Origin of the sequence: Streptomyces sp. NPDC017979 (assembly GCF_044328175.1) — a bacterium.
Lineage (GTDB): Bacteria > Actinomycetota > Actinomycetes > Streptomycetales > Streptomycetaceae > Streptomyces.
In genome coordinates this window covers 74,656-91,783 of the sequence record NZ_JBIRGU010000001.1, presented here as the reverse complement: position 1 = coordinate 91,783, position 17,128 = coordinate 74,656, and the positions used below count along the sequence as shown (strand labels likewise).

Below are 17,128 nucleotides of genomic sequence, written 5' to 3'. Positions count from 1 at the left end.
CAGCCGTCAGACAGGAGGGGTGGCAACAGTGACCACCGAGCTGCGTCGTCTGCGCAACTACATCAACGGGGAGTTCCGGGACGCCGCCGACGGGCGGACGATCGACGTCATCAACCCGGCCACCGGCGAGGCGTACGCCACGTCGCCGCTCTCCGGTCAGGCTGACGTCGACGCGGCCATGGATGCTGCCGAGGCCGCCTTCCCGGCCTGGCGGGACACCACCCCGGCCGAGCGCCAGAAGGTACTGCTCAAGATCGCGGACGCGTTCGAGGAGCGGGCCGAGGACCTGATCGCCGCCGAATCGGAGAACACCGGCAAGCCGCTGGACCTGGTGCGCACCGAAGAGGTGCCGCCGATGGTGGACCAGATCCGCTTCTTCGCGGGCGCCGCGCGGATGCTGGAAGGCCGCTCCGCCGGCGAGTACATGGACGGCTTCACCTCCATCATCCGCCGGGAGCCGGTGGGCGTCTGCGCGCAGGTCGCCCCCTGGAACTACCCGATGATGATGGCCGTGTGGAAGTTCGCCCCGGCGCTCGCCGCGGGCAACACGGTCGTCCTGAAGCCGTCGGACACCACGCCCGCGTCCACCCTGCTGATCGCCGAGATCATCGGTGCGATCGTGCCCAAGGGCGTCTTCAACGTCATCTGCGGCGACCGCGAGACCGGGCGCGCGATGGTGGAGCACCCGACGCCCGCGATGGCCTCCATCACCGGCTCCGTGCGCGCCGGCATGCAGGTCGCGGCCTCCGCCGCCAAGGACGTCAAGCGCGTCCACCTGGAGCTCGGCGGCAAGGCGCCGGTCGTCGTCTTCGAGGACACCGACATCGAGAAGGCCGTCGCGGGGATCGCCGAGGCCGGCTACTTCAACGCCGGTCAGGACTGTACGGCCGCCACGCGCGTGCTCGTCCACGAGTCCATCCACGACGAGTTCGTCGCCGCGCTCGCCAAGGTCGCGTCCGAGACGAAGACCGGTGCGCCGGACGAGGCGGACGTGGCCTTCGGCCCGCTGAACAACGCCAACCAGCTCACGCAGGTCTCCGGCTTCATCGACCGGCTGCCCGCGCACGCCAAGGTCGAGGCGGGCGGTCAGCGCGTCGGCGACAAGGGCTACTTCTACGCCGCGACCGTGGTCTCCGGCCTCAAGCAGGACGACGAGATCATCCAGAACGAGGTCTTCGGCCCGGTCATCACCGTGCAGTCCTTCACGGACGAGGCGCAGGCGCTGACGTACGCCAACGACGTCGAGTACGCCCTGGCGTCCTCGGTGTGGACCAAGGACCACGCTCGGGCGATGCGGATGTCCAAGGCGCTGGACTTCGGCTGCGTCTGGATCAACACCCACATCCCGCTGGTCGCGGAGATGCCGCACGGCGGCTTCAAGAAGTCCGGCTACGGCAAGGACCTGTCGGCCTACGGCTTCGACGACTACACGCGCATCAAGCACGTGATGACGTCGCTCGAAGGCTGAGCCGCGAGCTCCACGCGATGACCGCCCGAGGGGCGCGGACGCTTCGTCCGCGCCCCTCGCGCCGTCCCGGCGCCGCAGACGGGGCGGGACTTTCCGGATACTCCCTAGGGGCGGCCGAAGGTTGCTACCGCCAGGGCGCCAGCGACCTGGTTCGTGTCCCGTGCCTTGGCGTTCGTCGCATTGACGCTGTAGACCAGGGTGCGGGAAAGGTCGCGGGTCGCCGCCATGGCGGTGTTGTAGCCGTACCGCCCGCCCGTCTTGCCCCAGACCTCACGTCCGCCCAACTGCTGCACCGACAGCCCGACGCTGAAGGCGGCCGGGGCGCCGGTCTGTCGGTCGGGTACTGCGGGGAGGGTGAACATCTCCTCCAGCAGGGGGCCGCGGACCACCCGGCCCTGGAACAGGGCGGTGATGAACCGCTCCAGGTCGGCGGTGGTGGAGATCAGATCGCCCGCCGCCCAACTGTCCGTCGGATCCCATCGCGTCACGTCCCTCAGTTCGGTGGCCGTGCCGTCGCCCGTCTTCAGCGACTGATAACCGCGGTTGTGCGGGCCGCGTATGTGGACCTCCCCTGCCGGCAGATAGCTGTCGCGCAGGCCGAGCGGCCTCAGGATCCGCCGGGTGACCTGTGCTTCGTACGAGTCGCCGGTGATGCGCTCGATCAGCAGGCCCGCGATCGTGTACCCCATGTTGTGGTAGCGCTGGCAACTGCCGGGACGGAACTCCGGGGGGCGGGCGGTCGCGCTGCGGACCAGGTCCCGCGGGTCGTGGCGGTCGAACCGGTGGGCGTACGCCTCCTCCGGGGTGGCGCCCGGGAGGCCGGCGGCGGGGATGCCGTGGGTGTGGTTGAGCAACTGCCGTACGGTGACGGCTCCGTACGCCGGGGGAATCAACTCGGGCAGATAGGAACGGGCGGCGGCGTCCAAGGAGACCTTGCCCTCCGCGGCGAGTTGGAGGACCACCGCCGCCACGAACACCTTCGTCGTCGACCCGGCCCGGAAGCGGCCGTCGGGCAGGGCCGGTCGACCGCTGCGCAGATCGCGCACGCCCGAACTGCCCCGCCAACTGCCGTCGCCCCCGACGCGGACCAGCGCGGCGGTCGTGTGCGGCGCGGGCAGGCCGGCGATCGCCGCGGAGAGCGCGGCGCCGTTCGGCGGGGTGTGCGGGTTCGTACGCGAAGCCGACGCCGTGCCCGCGGCTGAATCCGTGAGAGCGGCTGCGCCGGGCGCGGGGCGACACGGCGGAGGCGCCGCGACGGCCGACGCCGCGGGCAAGACGGCCGACGAACCCCCCACCACCGCCAGGACCATCGCGGTCGCGATGACCGCACGGCGCGCGCCGCTGAGACCGTAACCACTGCTGATCATGATGCACTCCCCGGAAGACGGGATCGAAGACGGGATCGAAGACGGGATCGAAGACGGGATCGAAGGCGAGAACGGACGAACTCCGTCACCCCTCCATCCTGTTGACCGACGTCCGCCCGCGGATCCCCGTCATGAGCGATCTTTCCGACCCCGTTCCCTCGCTCGCCCGAGGGAGCTGACCCGAGGCCGACTCACCCGGCCGGGGGAGACGCCACGTCCCGTGCGCTTCCCGGCGCGATCAGCCCCGACTCGTACGCCCAGATCACCGCCTGGATCCGGTCCCGCAACCCCAGCTTCGCGAGCACGTTCCCCACGTGCGTCTTCACCGTGTGGTCACTGACCATCATCGTCCGGGCGATCTCCGCGTTCGACAGCCCCCGCGCCACCAGTAGCAGCGTCTCGCGCTCGCGCGCCGTCAGCCCGTGAACCAGCAGATCGGGACGGGGCGCCCGCGGCGCGCGCGTGTACGCCTCGACCAGCCGACGCGCCACGGACGGCGCCAGCAGCGCCTCGCCCCGACGCACCACCCGCACCGCGTGCACCAGGTCGTCCCGCCGCACGTCCTTCAGGAGGAACCCGCTGGCGCCGGCGTGCAGTGCCTCGTACACGTACTCGTCGGAGTCGAACGTCGTGAGCATCACCGCGCGGCAGTCGCTCCCCGCCGCGATCCGACGGCACGCCTCGATGCCGTCCACGACCGGCATCCGGATGTCCAACAGCACCACGTCGGGCCGCAGTTCGCGGACGGCCGCCACCGCAGCGGCGCCGTCGCCCGCCTCCGCCACGACCTCGATGTCCGGCTGGGCGTCGAGGATCATCGCGAACCCGCTGCGCACCAACTCCTGGTCGTCGGCGACCACCACCCGGATCGTCACCGGGCCACCTCCTCCTCCGCCGCGGAGCCCGGAAGCTCCATCCGCACCTCGAAGCCCTGGCCCCCGGGGCCCGCCCCCGTGTACGCCGTCCCGCCGTGCGCCGCCGCGCGCTCGCGCACGCCGACCAGCCCGAGCCCACCGCCCGCGCCCCCGCCCGCGGAACTGCCACCACCTGGTCCGCACCCGTCGTCCACGACCCGTACCGTCACCGTCTCGCCCACGGTCAGCCTGACCTCGACCGCACCGGCCCCGGCGTGCCTGACCACGTTCGTCAGCGCCTCCTGCACCACCCGGTGGACCGTCGCCGCCACCGTCGGCGCGAGCCCGGCCACCGGTCCCTCGGCCGTGTACGAGACCGCGAGCCCGCTCTCCCGGACCCGATCCAGCAAGGCGGGCAGCGCCTCAGCGCTCCCTTCGGACTCCTCCCGCAACACGCCCAACATGCTGCGCAACTGCACCATCGCGTCGCGCCCCGCCTCCGATATCGCGTCGAACGCCGCCTCGGCGCGCTCCGGCGCGGTGCGCACCGCGACCGGGCCGGCCTCCGCCTGGACCACCATCAGGCTCACGGCGTGCGAGAGGACGTCGTGCATCTCCCGGGCGATCCGTGCCCGCTCCCGGGCGGCGGCCTGCTCCGCCTCGATGCGGTTGGCCCGTTCCAACTGCGCCGCCCGGTCCTCCACGGCCGCGAGGTACGCCTGCCGGGTGTCCGTGAGCCGCCCGAGCACGTACGCGGCGCCGAACACGAAGAGCGAGAAGAGGAGTTCCCGTGCGTCGCCGGTGCGCCACAGCACCGAGCCGATGACGACCGCGGCCGTCGCCACCGCGGTCGTCAGCCGCTTGCGGGGCGGGGACAGCGCGGCGACGGTGTAGAGGGCGAGCAGCCCGGCGTACGGCAGCGGCTGACCGGGCCCGTCGGCCAGGCCGCCGTACAGGCCGGCGGCCAGCAGCACGGCCGCGAGGACGGTCACCGGGGCCCGGCGCCGCCACGCCAGCGGGACGGCGCCCGTCAGCGTGAACAGATACGCGGACCAGGTCGCGGCCGGCAGCTCCGGGGCGCGCGGGACCACGAACGGGATCGTCGTCGCCGCCATCACCAGCAGCGTCAGGCCGACGTCCGCACCTCGGAAGGCACTACGGAAACCACGTGGCCGCACCGTCCGTCCGTCCGTCGGCTACGGCTTGCGGGCCACCGCGCCGAACTGTGCCACCAGCGGCGGCTCGGCGGCGGCCGCGTCGGGACGCCAGCGGGAGCAGGAGACGACGCCCGGCTCCAGGACCTCCAGGCCGTCCAGGAACGAGGCGACCTCCGCGCCGGTGCGCGCGGTGATCGGCGGGGTCGCGTTCTCGTTCCAGAACGCCATGGCGTCCGCGTTCCCCTCGCCGCCCAACTCCAGCGTGGGGTGCGTCAGCACCAGGAAGCTCCCCGACGGCACGGCGTCCATGAGGGTGCGGACGATGCCCCGGGCGCGGTCGGTGTCCATGATGAAGTTCAGGATCCCGAGCATGATCACGGCGACCGGTTCCCGCAGGTCGAGCGGGGGCGCGACGGCCGAGACGATCGCCTCGGGGGCGTGCGCGTCCGCGTCCAGGTACTCCGTGCGGCCCTCGGGCGAGGAGGTGAGCAGGGCGCGGGCGTGCGCCAGCACGATGGGGTCGTTGTCCACGTAGACGACCTTCGACTCCGGCGCGATGCGCTGGGCCACCTCGTGCGTGTTCTCGGCGGTGGGCAGGCCCGTCCCGATGTCCAGGAACTGCCGTACGCCCGCCTCCGCGGTCAGGTACGTCACCGCGCGGCCCAGGAACGCGCGGTCGGCGCGGGCGACTTCGCCGATGCTCGGGTACAGGTCCGTGACGTGGTCGCCGACGGCCCGGTCCACCGGGTAGTTGTCCTTGCCGCCCAACCAGTGGTTCCACACGCGGGCGTTGTGCGCCACGTCGGTGCGGATCCTGTCGTTGCTCATCGGGGCTCCTCGACGTCGCGGACCGGTGCGCGCGCCGGTGCGTGGACCGGCGCGCCGACCGGTGTGCCGGCCGGTGCTTCGAACATCATGCCGGACGTGATCGCCCAACACGATCACGCGTCACGGCGCGCGAGGCCCGCGGTTCCGCGGCCCGGCACCGCGGCCGGGTCGAGCACGGAACGGAGCGTGCCGATCCGGTTGGTGGTGATGGAGTCGACGCCCGCTTCGACGAGCCGGCGCATCGTGCGCCGGGTGTCCGCGGTCCACGCGGAGACCAACAGGCCGTCCCGGTGCACCCGCTCCGCGAGCGCCTTGTTGACCAGCCCGAAGCGGAAGTTGAGCGTCCGGGGGCGCACGGCGTCGAGCAGGGCGGGGCGGGGCGGGGCCGACGTGGTCCAGGTGAGGGCGATCTCCGCGGCCGGGTCGGCGGCGCGCACCGCGAGCATGGTCGCGGGCCCGGCGCAGTAGTACGCCCGCTCCGCCGCGCCGCACTCGTGGACGGTGCCCACCACCGTGCGCACCGACTCCCCGGTCGCCCCCGGCAGGTCGACCATCACGCGGCGGTCCGCCAGCAGCGCCAACGCCCGCTCCAAGGTGGGCACCCCACCTGCGGTGACCTCCGTCAGTTCGGCGTGCGTGAGTTCCTTGACGGGCCGGTCGTGCCGCCACATCCGCTTCAGCGTGGCGTCGTGCAGGAGCACGGGCACGCCGTCCGCGGTCAGCCGTACGTCGATCTCCACGGCGTCCGCGCCGCGGGCGACGGCCGAGCTGAGCGAGGGCAGCGTGTTCTCGCGCACGAGGTACGGGTCGCCCCGGTGCGCGACGGCGGTGACGTGTCGCATGGGGGCATTGTCGCGGGTGCGCACGATCCCGTACGGCGGCGGGGCGGCCCTTGCTGCGGTGGCGTTCCGGTACCGCGCTGACGTTCCCGTACTGCGCTACCGCTCTCGTACGGCGATGACGCTCCCGATCGACGCCCATGAGCGATGCCCGCGATCAACGCCCGCGATCAACGTCCGCGGACGACGGCGGGGCGCGCCCCGCCGTCGTCCGCGCACTCACTCACGCCCGGGTGAGCCACTCCGTCGTGTACGCGTCGATCTCCTGCGCCAGCCGGGACTTGCCGGGCGCGTCCAGGAAGCTCGCCTGGACCGCGTTCTTGGCGAGCTCCGCGACTCCGCGCTCGTCGAGCTCCAGCAGCCGCGCGGCCACCGCGTACTCGTTGTTCAGGTCCGTGCCGAACATCGGCGGGTCGTCGCTGTTCACGGTGACCAGGACGCCGGCCGCCACCATCTCCTTGATGGGGTGGGCGTCGAGGTCGGCGACGGCCTGGGTGGCGATGTTCGAGGTGGGGCAGACCTCCAGCGGGATCCGGTGCTCGGCCAGGTGCGCCACGAGCGCGGGGTCCTGCACGGCGCTGGTGCCGTGGCCGATGCGCTCGGCGCGCAGATGCGTGAGCGCGTCCCAGATCGTCTGCGGCCCGGTGGTCTCGCCGGCGTGCGGCACGGACCGCAGCCCGGCCGCGATCGCACGGTCGAAGTACGGCTTGAACTGCTCCCGCGGCACCCCGATCTCGGGGCCGCCGAGCCCGAAGGAGACCAGGCCCTCGGGGCGCAGGTCCACCGCGAGCCGGGTGGTCACCTCGGCGGACTCCAGGCCGGCCTCGCCGGGGATGTCGAAGCACCAGCGCAGCACGACGCCGAACTCGGCCTCGGCGGCCTTGCGGGCGTCCTCGATGGCGTCCATGAACGCGCGCTCGTCGATGCCGCGGCGGACCGAGCTGTACGGGGTGATCGTCAGCTCCGCGTAGCGGACGTTCTGCCGGGCCATGTCCCGGGCGACTTCGAAGGTCAGCAGCCGTACGTCCTCGGGGGTGCGGATCAGGTCCACGACCGAGAGGTATATGTCGATGAAGTGGGCGAAGTCGGTGAAGGTGAAGAACTCGGCCAGGGCCTGCGGGTCGGCGGGGACCTTGGAGTCCGGGTGCCGCGCGGCCAACTCGGCGACGATGCGCGGCGACGCGGATCCCACGTGGTGGACGTGGAGCTCGGCCTTGGGGAGGCCCGCGATGAACGGGGTGAGGTCGGCCATCGGGATTCCTTCTCGTGTGATCGGCTGATCGGCCCCGAGACGAGGGGCCCGATCATCGTAGGGGCTCGGGTGGTCGGGCCGGCGAACGCCGTAGCATGGCCGGACCACGATCGGGGGGAGAACTTCCATGTCACAACCGAATGACGGGGCCGAGCCCCGCGACCGCGACCCATGGGCGCCGCCGGAGAGCAGCGCGGCCCGTGACGCGGCGCAGCGCGTCGGCCTGACGAAGGAGCCGGCCGGCGCCGCGGCGCCGAGCGGGCCCGAGGCACCGGCCGGGGCCGGGGCTCCGCCCGTGCACTCCATGCCGACGATGACCTCCGTGCCCGGCGACGGAGCCGCACCTCCGCCGCCCACCGCGCCCGGCGGCCCGACGCAGCCGCCGTCGTACGGCTACCCCGGAGCCGGAGCGGCAGGCGGCCCCGCCGGCTTCGCCCAACCGAACCCGGGCCCCGGTGGTCCCAACCCCGGTGCCCAGGCGTACGGCGCCTTCACCCCCGGCGCCGCGAACCCGGGCTACCCCGGTTACCCGGGCTACCAGGCGTACCCGCAGGGCGGCTGGCAACTGCCCCGCGAGCCGCAGAACGGCATGGGCATCGCCGCGATGGTGCTCGGCATCTGCTCGCTGGCGACCTTCTACATCTACGGGATCTTCGGCTTCGTCCTCGGTGTGATCGCGGTCATCCTCGGCGTCATCGGCCGCCGGCGGGCGGGCAGGGGCGAGGCGAACAACCCCGGTCAGGCGCTCGCGGGCATCATCACCGGCGCCATCGGCATCGTGCTCGGCGCGGCCTTCCTCGCCTTCCTGATCTGGCTGGTGTCGACCGACTTCACCGACGACTCGGACCAGGACACCATCACCGAAGTCACCGACGACACGTACTCCCTGTCGCTCGTCCTCGACCAGGAGCCGATCGCCCCCTTCCAGGCGACCGCCGGGAGCCGCTGAGCCGCACCAACGCCCTCCCCCCGCTAGCTCTGCGCGCCCGTGGTCCCCCGACCGCGGGCGCGCAACTCTTCCCGGGCCTCCATCAGCGCGAAGCCGAGCAGATTCAAGCCGCGCCAACGCTCCGGATCCCCGGCCCGCTCGTCGTCCGCCGCCAGTCCGATGCCCCATATGCGGTCCATCGGGCTCGCCTCCACCAGGACCCGATCGCCCGTCCCCAGCAGGAAGTCGCGCAGGTCCGGGTGGTGGGCGAACTTGTGCACGTTGCCCGTGCGGACGATTCCGGAGCGCTCCCGCCGCCAGACCGCCTCGTCGAAGCCGCGCACCAGACCGCCGGCGCGCTTCGCCTCCGCCGGATGCACCGCGTCCAGCGCCATCCGCTCGGCCTGCGGGTCCTCGAACAGGCGCGCCTTCTCCGCCATCATCCAGTGCTCCGCGGTGGCGTAGCGCACGCCGTCGACCGCGAAGGGTGACGGCCACCACTGGCTCAGGCAACTCGCGCCCACCCGGCCGTCGGGGCGCGGGGCGGCGCCCCAGAAGAACACGTACTTCCGCCGCTCACCACGTCTGACCTGCTGGATCAGCTCTTCTCTGGACATGCATGCGAGTGTCGCAGCTGCCACTGACATTCCGTATCGGTATTTGCCCGCCGACGCGACACTTGGTCGACCGAATCCGTTGCGTAATCAAAAGGCAACTACGGAATCACTTGTTGGCGAACTGTCGCTCTGCCAGGATCGGCACTCACTTACCGCTCGTTCCACATTCAATCGGTGAATGCGCGGACGGCGGCGGACCGCGGCGTGCAATTGCACGTCCACGACGGCATTTCATGCGACGGCTTTCGGGCCGGGACTACGGAGAGCGTCATGGGGAACCGATTCCCAGTGCTGGACCGCTTCGCGGACGGCGCGCAGTACGTCGGAGGACAGCTGCGGCCCGGCAGCTCGGGACGTACGCAGGACGTCGTCGACCCGGCGAGCGGCGACACCGTCCACCGCTACGAACTGGCCGGGACCGACGACGTGGACGCGGCCGTCGCCGCGGCGCGCGCGGCGCTGCCCGGGTGGGCGGGGGCGACGCCCGGCGAACGCTCCGACGCACTGCACCGCTTCGCCGCCGTCCTCGCCGAACGGGCCGGCGACTTCGCCCGGGTCGAGTCCCTCCAGTGCGGTAAGCCGATCAAGTTGTCGACCGAGTTCGACGTGCCCGGCACCGTCGACAACACCGCCTTCTTCGCCGGCGCCGCCCGCCACCTCCAAGGCCAGTCGGCCGGTGAGTACAGCGCCGACCACACCTCCTACGTGCGCCGGGAGCCGATCGGCGTCGTCGGCTCCATCGCACCCTGGAACTACCCGCTCCAGATGGCCGCCTGGAAGGTCCTCCCGGCGATCGCGGCGGGCAACACGATCGTGCTGAAGCCGGCCGAGATCACCCCGCTGACCTCGCTGATGTTCGCCCGGGCGGCCACGGACGCGGGCATTCCGGCCGGGGTCGTCAACGTGGTGTCCGGCGCCGGCAAGGACGTCGGCGAACACCTGGTGAGCCATCCCGACGTGGCGATGACCTCCTTCACCGGCTCCACCGCCGTCGGTCGGCGGGTCGCGGAGCTCGCCACCGCCTCGGTGAAGCGGCTCCACCTCGAACTCGGCGGCAAGGCCCCCTTCGTCGTCTTCGACGACGCCGACCCGGAGGCCGCGATCCAGGGCGCCGTCGCCGGCTCGCTGATCAACTCGGGGCAGGACTGCACCGCCGCCACCCGGGTGTACGTCCAGCGCGCCCTGTACGAACAGGTGCGCGACGGCATCGCGGACGCGATGGCGACCGTGCGCGTCGGCGACCCCTTCGACCCCTGCACCGACCTCGGCCCGCTGGTCTCGCACGCCCAGCGCGACCGCGTCGCGGGCTTCGTGGAGCGGGCCAGGGCGTACGCCACCGTGGTCACCGGGGGAGCGGCACCGCAGAACGACGGCGCGTACTACCTGCCGACGCTGATCGCCGACGCGCCGCAGGAGAGCGAGGTCGTCCAGGCCGAGATCTTCGGACCGGTGCTGACGATCCTGCCGTTCGACTCCGACGACGAGGGCATCGCGCTTGCCAACGACACCCCGTACGGCCTCGCGGCCTCCGCCTGGACCCGCGACGTGTACCGGGCCGGGCGCGCCACCCGCGAGATCCGGTCCGGGTGCGTCTGGATCAACGACCACATTCCGATCATCAGCGAGATGCCGCACGGCGGTTATCGGGCATCGGGCTTCGGAAAAGACATGTCCACGTACTCGTTCGAGGAATACACGCAGGTCAAGCACGTCATGTACGACAACACCGCGGTGGTCCGCAAGGACTGGCACCGCACGGTCTTCGGGGACAGATAACCGGGCCGCCGTCGGCGGCGCACGCACTGCGAAAGGGCACAGCGCATGGACCACCACGAGCCCGACGGCCCGTCCGCCGTGGAGCTGGCCGCGATACGCCGCAGCCTGACCAACGGCCGGGGCGCCCTGTCCCGACGGACCGCGCTGCGCGCCTTCGGCGTCGGGGCGCTCACCGTCGGCGGCGGCGCCGCCCTGAGCGGCTGCGGCATCCCGCCCGCCAAGCGGGAGGGCGGGGCCGCGGCCGCCGACGACCACTCGGAGAAGGAGAAGCAGGTCGTCTTCTCCAACTGGACCGAGTACATGGACATCAGCGAGGACAACAAGAGCCGGCCGACCCTCGCCGAGTTCACCAAGCGCACCGGGATCAAGGTCAAGTACACCGAGGACATCAACGACAACGTCGAGTTCTTCGGCAAGATCCAGCCGCAGTTGGCCGCCGGCCAGGACGCCGGACGGGACCTGATCAACGTCACCGACTGGCTGGCCGCCCGGATGATCCGGCTGGGCTGGGTGCAGAAGCTGGACGCCGCCCTGCTGCCGAACGCCTACGCCAACCTCGCCCCGCAGTTCCGCCGGCCCGACTGGGACCCCGGCCGCGCCTACTCCTACCCCTGGACCGGGATCTCCACCGTCATCGCCTACAACGCGAAGGCGACCGGCGGGAAGAAGGTCGACTCGGTCAGCCAACTGCTGGACGACCCCTCGCTGAAGGGGCGCGTCGGCTTCCTCACCGAGATGCGCGACACCGTCGGGATGACCCTGCTCGACCTGGGGAAGACGCCCGGGCGGTTCACGGACGCGGACTACGACGAGGCGATCGGCCGGCTCCAGAAGGGCGTCGACAAGAAGCAGATCCGACGCTTCCACGGCAACGACTACACCTCGGACCTGTCCAAGGGGGACCTCGCGGCCTGTCTCGCCTGGGCCGGCGACGTCATCCAGCTCCAGGCCGACAACCCGGACATCCGGTACGCGATCCCCGCCCCCGGGTACATCACGTCCTCGGACAACCTGCTGGTGCCGGCGCAGGCCAGGCACCAGCGCAACGCCACCCGGCTGATCGACTACTACTACGAACGCCCGGTGGCCGCCCGGCTCGCCGCGTACATCAACTACGTCTGTCCGGTGGAGGGCGTCGCCGAGGAGCTCGCCAAGATCGACCCCGAGCTGGCGGGCAACACCCTGATCGTCCCGGACAAGGCGATGGCGGCGAAGTCGCACGCCTTCCGCTCGCTCAGCAGCGAGGAGGAGAAGGCGTACGAGGAGAAGTTCGCCAAGCTCATCGGCGCCTGACCCGCTCCCGTAACGGCCCTGCTCCCGTAACGGCACCGCTCCGGCAGAAGCCCCGCTCCGGCGGAAGCCCGCCCCGGTCCGGCCCGCTCCAGCCCGGCCCTCGCCCGGCGCCTTGGCCCCGGCCCTCGCCCGATCCTCCTTCGAGCTCCTGCTCCCGACCCCTGGGACCGCGACCCATGACAGACACCTCAGCCAGCGGCGACGTCCGCCTCACCGGGATCAGCAAGACCTACGGCTCCTTCACCGCCGTCCACCCGCTGGACCTCACCGTCCCCCAAGGCTCCTTCTTCGCCCTGCTCGGCGCCTCCGGCTGCGGCAAGACCACCACCCTGCGGATGATCGCCGGCCTGGAGGACCCCACCACGGGCACCGTGCTGCTCGGCGACCGGGACGTCACCGACCTGCCGCCGCACAAGCGCCCGGTGAACACCGTCTTCCAGAGCTACGCCCTCTTCCCGCACCTGACCATCCACGAGAACGTCGCCTTCGGGCTGCGCCGCCGCGGCATCCGCTCGGTCAAGAAGCAGGTCGGCGAGATGTTGGAGCTCGTCCAGCTCGGCGACCTCGCCCAGCGCAAGCCGCACCAGCTCTCCGGCGGCCAGCAGCAGCGCGTCGCGGTCGCCCGGGCGCTCATCAACCACCCCCAGGTGCTGCTCCTGGACGAGCCGCTGGGCGCCCTCGACCTCAAGCTGCGCCGCCAGATGCAACTGGAGCTCAAGCGCATCCAGACCGAGGTCGGCATCACCTTCGTGCACGTCACCCACGACCAGGAGGAGGCCATGACGATGGCCGACACCGTCGCGGTGATGAGCGGCGGCCGGGTCGAGCAGCTCGGCGCCCCCGCCGAGCTGTACGAGACCCCGCGGACCACCTTCGTCGCCAACTTCCTCGGCACCTCGAACCTGATCGAGGCGAAGGTCACGGCCGTCGGCGGGGGAGAGGTCGAGGTCACCGCGGGCGGCGCCGAACTGCGGCTGCCCGCGGACCGCTGTGCCACCGCGCCCGCCGTCGGCGGCCGGCTGCTGATCGGCGTACGGCCCGAGAAGATCTCCCTCGCGCACGCCGACGACGCCCCCGGCTCCACTGCTGCGAGGAATCGTTTCACCGGAACGATCGCCGCGGCCAGCTTCATCGGCGTCTCCACCCAGTACGTCATCGACAGCCCCGGCTGCGGCGAACTCCAGGTGTACGTGCAGAACATCGAGCGCGACCCCCGCCTCGTCCCCGGCGCCGACGTCGTCCTGGACTGGAACCCCGCGCACACCTTCGGCCTGGACGCCGCCCAGGACATCGCGGCCGGCGTCGCGGACGGCGCGGCGGAGGCGGCATGAGCACCGCCACCGCGACCCCGCGGGAAGGGGCGGCGGGCCCGGCCGAACCGGGCGTCCCGCGCAAGCCGTCGGTGCGCCGCAAGCTGGTGCCGTACTGGCTGCTGCTCCCCGGCATCCTGTGGCTCGTCGTCTTCTTCGCCCTGCCGCTGGTCTACCAGGCGTCGACGTCCGTCCAGACCGGCTCCCTCGAAGAGGGCTTCACCGTCACCTGGCACTTCGCCACCTACTGGGACGCGCTGATCGAGTACTGGCCGCACTTCGTGCGCTCGGTGCTCTACGCCGGCACCGCCACCCTGCTGTGCCTGCTGCTCGGCTATCCGCTGGCGTACCTGATCGCCTTCAAGGCCGGCCGCTGGCGCAACCTGCTCCTCGTCCTCGTCATCGCGCCCTTCTTCACCAGCTTCCTGATCCGCACGCTGGCCTGGAAGACCATCCTCGCCGACGGCGGTCCGGTGGTGGAGGTGCTCGGCACGGTCGGCTTCCTGGACGTCACCAACTGGCTCGGGATGACCGACGGGAACCGGGTGCTCGCCACCCCGCTCGCGGTCGTCACCGGTCTGACGTACAACTTCCTGCCGTTCATGATCCTGCCGCTGTACACCTCGCTGGAGCGGATCGACCCGCGGCTGCACGAGGCCGCCGGGGACCTGTACGCCTCCCCGTCGACCACCTTCCGCAAGGTGACCTTCCCGCTCTCCCTGCCGGGGGTCGTCTCCGGCACGCTGCTGACCTTCATCCCGGCCAGCGGCGACTACGTCAACGCCGAGCTGCTCGGCTCGACCGACACCAAGATGGTCGGCAACGTCATCCAGTCGCAGTTCCTCCGGGTGCTCGACTACCCCACCGCCGCCGCGTTGTCGTTCCTTCTGATGGCCGTTGTGCTGATCATGGTCTCGGTCTACATCCGGCGCGCCGGAACGGAGGATCTGCTGTGATGACCGCATCCAAGTCGCTCGGCGGCTGGCTCCGGCGCAACGTCGTCGTCATCGCCGGACTGCTCACCCTCGGGTATCTGATCCTGCCCAACCTCGTCGTGATGGTGTTCTCGTTCAACAAGCCGGCGGGGAAGTTCAACTACACCTGGCGGGAGTTCTCCACCGACGCCTGGCAGGACCCGTGCGGCGTGGCCGACCTGTGCGGCTCGCTCGGCCTCTCGCTGCGGATCGCGTTCTTCGCCACCCTCGGCGCCACCGTGCTCGGCACGATGATCGCCTTCGCGCTGGTGCGGTACCGCTTCACGGCGCGCGGCGCGGTCAACGCGCTGATCTTCCTGCCGATGGCGATGCCCGAAGTCGTGATGGCCGCGTCGCTGCTGACTCTCTTCCTCAACCTCGGCGCCGAGCTGGGGCCGACGACCGTCCTGATCGCCCACACCATGTTCTGCCTCAGCTTCGTCGTCGTCGCGGTCAAGGCGCGGGTGCTGTCGATGGACCCGCGGCTGGAGGAGGCGGCGCGCGACCTGTACGCCGGGCCGGTGCAGACCTTCCTACGGGTGACGCTGCCGATCGCCGCGCCCGGCATCGCGGCCGGCGCGCTGCTCGCCTTCGCCCTCTCCTTCGACGACTTCATCATCACCAACTTCAACTCGGGCAACACCGTCACCTTCCCCATGTTCGTCTGGGGCTCGGCACAGCGCGGCACGCCCGTTCAGATCAACGTCATCGGCACGGCCATGTTCGCCCTCGCCGTGCTGATCGTCGTGGCCGGACAGCTCGTCAGCAACCGGCGCAGGAAAACCGCGTGACCAGCCCGAAACCCGTACCACCGCGCCCGCCCGGACCTCCGGGCGGGCACCGCTAAGGAGTGGAAACCATGGCCCCAGCAGCCATGAACGTCGCCCCGTCCCTCGCCGACGCCCGGCCCGTCTCCTTCTGGCTGGACGATCCGGCCAGGCCCGCCGCCCTCCCCGCGCTGACCGGGGACGAACACTGCGACCTGCTGGTCGTCGGCGGCGGCTACAGCGGGCTGTGGACCGCGCTGCTGGCCAAGGAGCGCGACCCCGAGTGGGACGTGGTGCTGATCGAGGGCCACGAGGTGGGCTGGGCGGCGTCGGGCCGCAACGGCGGCTTCTGCGCCGCCTCCCTCACCCACGGCCTCGGCAACGGCGTCGCCCGCTGGCCCGAGGAGATCACCACCCTGGAGGAGCTCGGCGCCCGGAACCTGGACGCCATCGAGGAGACGGTCGAGAAGTACGGCCTCGACTGCGACTTCGAGCGCACCGGCGCCATCGACGTCGCCACCGAGCCCTACCAGGTCGCCGGTCTCGCCGAGGAGTACGAGCAGGCCCGCGCGCTGGGGCTGGACGGGCTGGAACTGCTGGACCGGGACGCCGTGCGCGCCGAGGTGGACTCCCCGCTCTTCCTCGGCGGGCTCTGGGACCGCCGCGGCACCGCCATGCTGCACCCGGCCAAACTGGCGTGGGGCCTGAAGCGGGCCTGCGTCGACGCGGGCGTGCGGATCTACGAGAACACCGCCGGCCTCCAACTCGCCCCCGCCCGCCCCGGGCCCCGGATGGCCGTCCGCACCTCCTACGGCCGGATCTTCGCCCGGCACGTGGCGCTCGGCACCAACGTCTTCCCGTCGCTGGTCAAGCGGGTGCGCCCGTACACCGTCCCGGTGTACGACTACGCCCTGACGACCGAGCCGCTGACCGACGAACAGCTCGCCTCGGTCGGCTGGCGCGGCCGGCAGGGGCTCGGCGACGTCGCCAACCAGTTCCACTACTTCCGGATCACCGCCGACCGGCGCATCCTGTGGGGCGGCTACGACGCGATCTACCCCTTCGGCGGCCGGGTCAGCGCCGAGCTGGACCACCGGCCCGAGACGTACCTGAAGCTGGCCCAACACTTCTTCCGGTACTTCCCGCAGCTCGAAGGGGTGCGCTTCAGCCACGCCTGGGGCGGGGCCATCGACACCTGCTCCCGCTTCTCCGCCTTCTTCGGCACCGCGCACGAGGGCCGGGTGGCGTACGCGGCCGGCTACACCGGCCTGGGGGTGGGCGCCACCCGGTTCGGCGCCGAGGTGATGCTCGACCTGCTGGCCGGGCGGCGGACCGAGCGCACGGAGCTGGAGATGGTGCGGACCAAGCCCCTGCCCTTTCCGCCGGAGCCGATCGCCTGGGCCGGGATCGGGCTCACCAAGTGGTCGCTGGCGCGGGCCGACGCCGACGGCGGGCAGCGCAACCTCTGGCTGCGCACGATGGACCGGCTCGGCCTCGGTTTCGACAGCTGACCGCGCCGGCCCCGGGGCGCGTCCGCGCCTTCTTGCGCCTTGGGACGGGGCCGCCGCAGCCCCTGCGGGTGCGTTGGTCTCAGCGGCTCACCACCGGACCGCAGGCGCCGGTGCTGCGTACCCACCACGGTGCTGCCGCGCCCCCAGACAGCTGGGCAGTTCGGCGTGACGCAGTTCACTACCGATT

15 protein-coding genes are annotated in these 17,128 nt (G+C 71.7%); 8 read left to right on the top strand and 7 right to left on the bottom strand.

Annotated elements, in window-relative coordinates; genetic code table 11:
- The first annotated feature begins 28 nt into the window (after positions 1 to 28).
- The gene (locus ACH4E8_RS00375; protein ID WP_398442867.1) at positions 29 to 1,468 is read left to right on the top strand and encodes a gamma-aminobutyraldehyde dehydrogenase; all 1,440 of its coding nucleotides are present in this window, start codon (positions 29 to 31) and stop codon (positions 1,466 to 1,468) included.
- A gap of 104 nt (positions 1,469 to 1,572) precedes the next feature.
- On the opposite strand, the gene ACH4E8_RS00370 is transcribed toward ACH4E8_RS00375, so the two are convergent.
- The 6 genes from ACH4E8_RS00370 to ACH4E8_RS00345 form a co-directional block, all read right to left on the bottom strand.
- Entirely contained in the window at positions 1,573 to 2,835 is a 1,263-nt protein-coding gene (locus ACH4E8_RS00370; protein ID WP_398442865.1) for a serine hydrolase domain-containing protein, read from the bottom strand.
- 191 nt (positions 2,836 to 3,026) lie between these two features.
- The gene (locus tag ACH4E8_RS00365; protein ID WP_398442863.1) at positions 3,027 to 3,710 is read right to left on the bottom strand and encodes a response regulator; all 684 of its coding nucleotides are present in this window, start codon (positions 3,708 to 3,710) and stop codon (positions 3,027 to 3,029) included.
- A complete protein-coding gene (locus ACH4E8_RS00360) occupies positions 3,707 to 4,804 on the bottom strand; it encodes a sensor histidine kinase (RefSeq protein WP_398442861.1) in 1,098 nt (365 codons plus the stop codon). Before ACH4E8_RS00360 ends, ACH4E8_RS00365 begins: the two co-directional genes overlap by 4 nt.
- A gap of 81 nt (positions 4,805 to 4,885) precedes the next feature.
- Positions 4,886 to 5,674 (bottom strand): SAM-dependent methyltransferase, encoded by a 789-nt coding sequence (locus ACH4E8_RS00355; protein ID WP_398442859.1) that lies wholly within the window; start codon positions 5,672 to 5,674, stop codon positions 4,886 to 4,888.
- Between the two features lie 113 nt (positions 5,675 to 5,787).
- The gene (locus ACH4E8_RS00350; RefSeq protein WP_398442857.1) at positions 5,788 to 6,516 is read right to left on the bottom strand and encodes a glycerophosphodiester phosphodiesterase; all 729 of its coding nucleotides are present in this window, start codon (positions 6,514 to 6,516) and stop codon (positions 5,788 to 5,790) included.
- 220 nt (positions 6,517 to 6,736) lie between these two features.
- A complete protein-coding gene (locus ACH4E8_RS00345) occupies positions 6,737 to 7,876 on the bottom strand; it encodes an adenosine deaminase (protein WP_398444658.1) in 1,140 nt (379 codons plus the stop codon).
- Between the two features lie 16 nt (positions 7,877 to 7,892).
- On the opposite strand from ACH4E8_RS00345, the gene ACH4E8_RS00340 reads away from it, so the two are divergent.
- A complete protein-coding gene (locus ACH4E8_RS00340) occupies positions 7,893 to 8,714 on the top strand; it encodes a DUF4190 domain-containing protein (RefSeq protein WP_398442855.1) in 822 nt (273 codons plus the stop codon).
- Between the two features lie 23 nt (positions 8,715 to 8,737).
- On the opposite strand, the gene ACH4E8_RS00335 is transcribed toward ACH4E8_RS00340, so the two are convergent.
- Positions 8,738 to 9,310, bottom strand: coding sequence for an NADAR family protein (locus tag ACH4E8_RS00335; RefSeq protein WP_398442854.1), 573 nt, complete (start codon positions 9,308 to 9,310; stop codon positions 8,738 to 8,740).
- A 270-nt stretch (positions 9,311 to 9,580) separates the two neighbouring features.
- On the opposite strand from ACH4E8_RS00335, the gene ACH4E8_RS00330 reads away from it, so the two are divergent.
- The 6 genes from ACH4E8_RS00330 (at position 9,581) to ACH4E8_RS00305 (ending at position 16,941) form a co-directional block, all read left to right on the top strand.
- Positions 9,581 to 11,086: a gamma-aminobutyraldehyde dehydrogenase gene (locus ACH4E8_RS00330; protein WP_398442852.1), complete on the top strand. Its 1,506-nt coding sequence runs from the start codon at positions 9,581 to 9,583 to the stop codon at positions 11,084 to 11,086.
- Between the two features lie 45 nt (positions 11,087 to 11,131).
- Positions 11,132 to 12,379 (top strand): PotD/PotF family extracellular solute-binding protein, encoded by a 1,248-nt coding sequence (locus ACH4E8_RS00325; RefSeq protein ID WP_398442850.1) that lies wholly within the window; start codon positions 11,132 to 11,134, stop codon positions 12,377 to 12,379.
- Between the two features lie 176 nt (positions 12,380 to 12,555).
- Positions 12,556 to 13,710 carry an ABC transporter ATP-binding protein gene (locus ACH4E8_RS00320; protein ID WP_398442848.1) on the top strand — a complete coding sequence of 385 codons (1,155 nt, stop codon included), beginning with the start codon at positions 12,556 to 12,558 and terminating at the stop codon, positions 13,708 to 13,710.
- The gene (locus tag ACH4E8_RS00315) at positions 13,707 to 14,645 is read left to right on the top strand and encodes an ABC transporter permease (protein ID WP_398442846.1); all 939 of its coding nucleotides are present in this window, start codon (positions 13,707 to 13,709) and stop codon (positions 14,643 to 14,645) included. Before ACH4E8_RS00320 ends, ACH4E8_RS00315 begins: the two co-directional genes overlap by 4 nt.
- The gene (locus ACH4E8_RS00310; protein ID WP_398442844.1) at positions 14,645 to 15,454 is read left to right on the top strand and encodes an ABC transporter permease; all 810 of its coding nucleotides are present in this window, start codon (positions 14,645 to 14,647) and stop codon (positions 15,452 to 15,454) included. Before ACH4E8_RS00315 ends, ACH4E8_RS00310 begins: the two co-directional genes overlap by 1 nt.
- Before the next feature lie 68 nt (positions 15,455 to 15,522).
- Complete coding sequence (locus tag ACH4E8_RS00305; RefSeq protein WP_398442842.1) at positions 15,523 to 16,941, top strand: NAD(P)/FAD-dependent oxidoreductase; 1,419 nt, start codon at positions 15,523 to 15,525, stop codon at positions 16,939 to 16,941.
- Positions 16,942 to 17,128 lie beyond the last annotated feature (187 nt).

What these genes read in the sequence shown, in the direction of transcription:
- ACH4E8_RS00370 (WP_398442865.1), bottom strand. Translation starts at nt 2,835, where the DNA reads ATGATCAGCAGTGGTTACGGTCTCAGCGGCGCGCGCCGTGCGGTCATC.
- ACH4E8_RS00360 (WP_398442861.1), bottom strand. Translation starts at nt 4,804, where the DNA reads ATGGCGGCGACGACGATCCCGTTCGTGGTCCCGCGCGCCCCGGAGCTG.
- ACH4E8_RS00355 (WP_398442859.1), bottom strand. Translation starts at nt 5,674, where the DNA reads ATGAGCAACGACAGGATCCGCACCGACGTGGCGCACAACGCCCGCGTG.
- ACH4E8_RS00350 (WP_398442857.1), bottom strand. Translation starts at nt 6,516, where the DNA reads ATGCGACACGTCACCGCCGTCGCGCACCGGGGCGACCCGTACCTCGTG.
- ACH4E8_RS00340 (WP_398442855.1), top strand. Translation starts at nt 7,893, where the DNA reads ATGTCACAACCGAATGACGGGGCCGAGCCCCGCGACCGCGACCCATGG.
- ACH4E8_RS00335 (WP_398442854.1), bottom strand. Translation starts at nt 9,310, where the DNA reads ATGTCCAGAGAAGAGCTGATCCAGCAGGTCAGACGTGGTGAGCGGCGG.
- ACH4E8_RS00330 (WP_398442852.1), top strand. Translation starts at nt 9,581, where the DNA reads ATGGGGAACCGATTCCCAGTGCTGGACCGCTTCGCGGACGGCGCGCAG.
- ACH4E8_RS00325 (WP_398442850.1), top strand. Translation starts at nt 11,132, where the DNA reads ATGGACCACCACGAGCCCGACGGCCCGTCCGCCGTGGAGCTGGCCGCG.
- ACH4E8_RS00320 (WP_398442848.1), top strand. Translation starts at nt 12,556, where the DNA reads ATGACAGACACCTCAGCCAGCGGCGACGTCCGCCTCACCGGGATCAGC.
- ACH4E8_RS00315 (WP_398442846.1), top strand. Translation starts at nt 13,707, where the DNA reads ATGAGCACCGCCACCGCGACCCCGCGGGAAGGGGCGGCGGGCCCGGCC.
- ACH4E8_RS00310 (WP_398442844.1), top strand. Translation starts at nt 14,645, where the DNA reads ATGACCGCATCCAAGTCGCTCGGCGGCTGGCTCCGGCGCAACGTCGTC.
- ACH4E8_RS00305 (WP_398442842.1), top strand. Translation starts at nt 15,523, where the DNA reads ATGGCCCCAGCAGCCATGAACGTCGCCCCGTCCCTCGCCGACGCCCGG.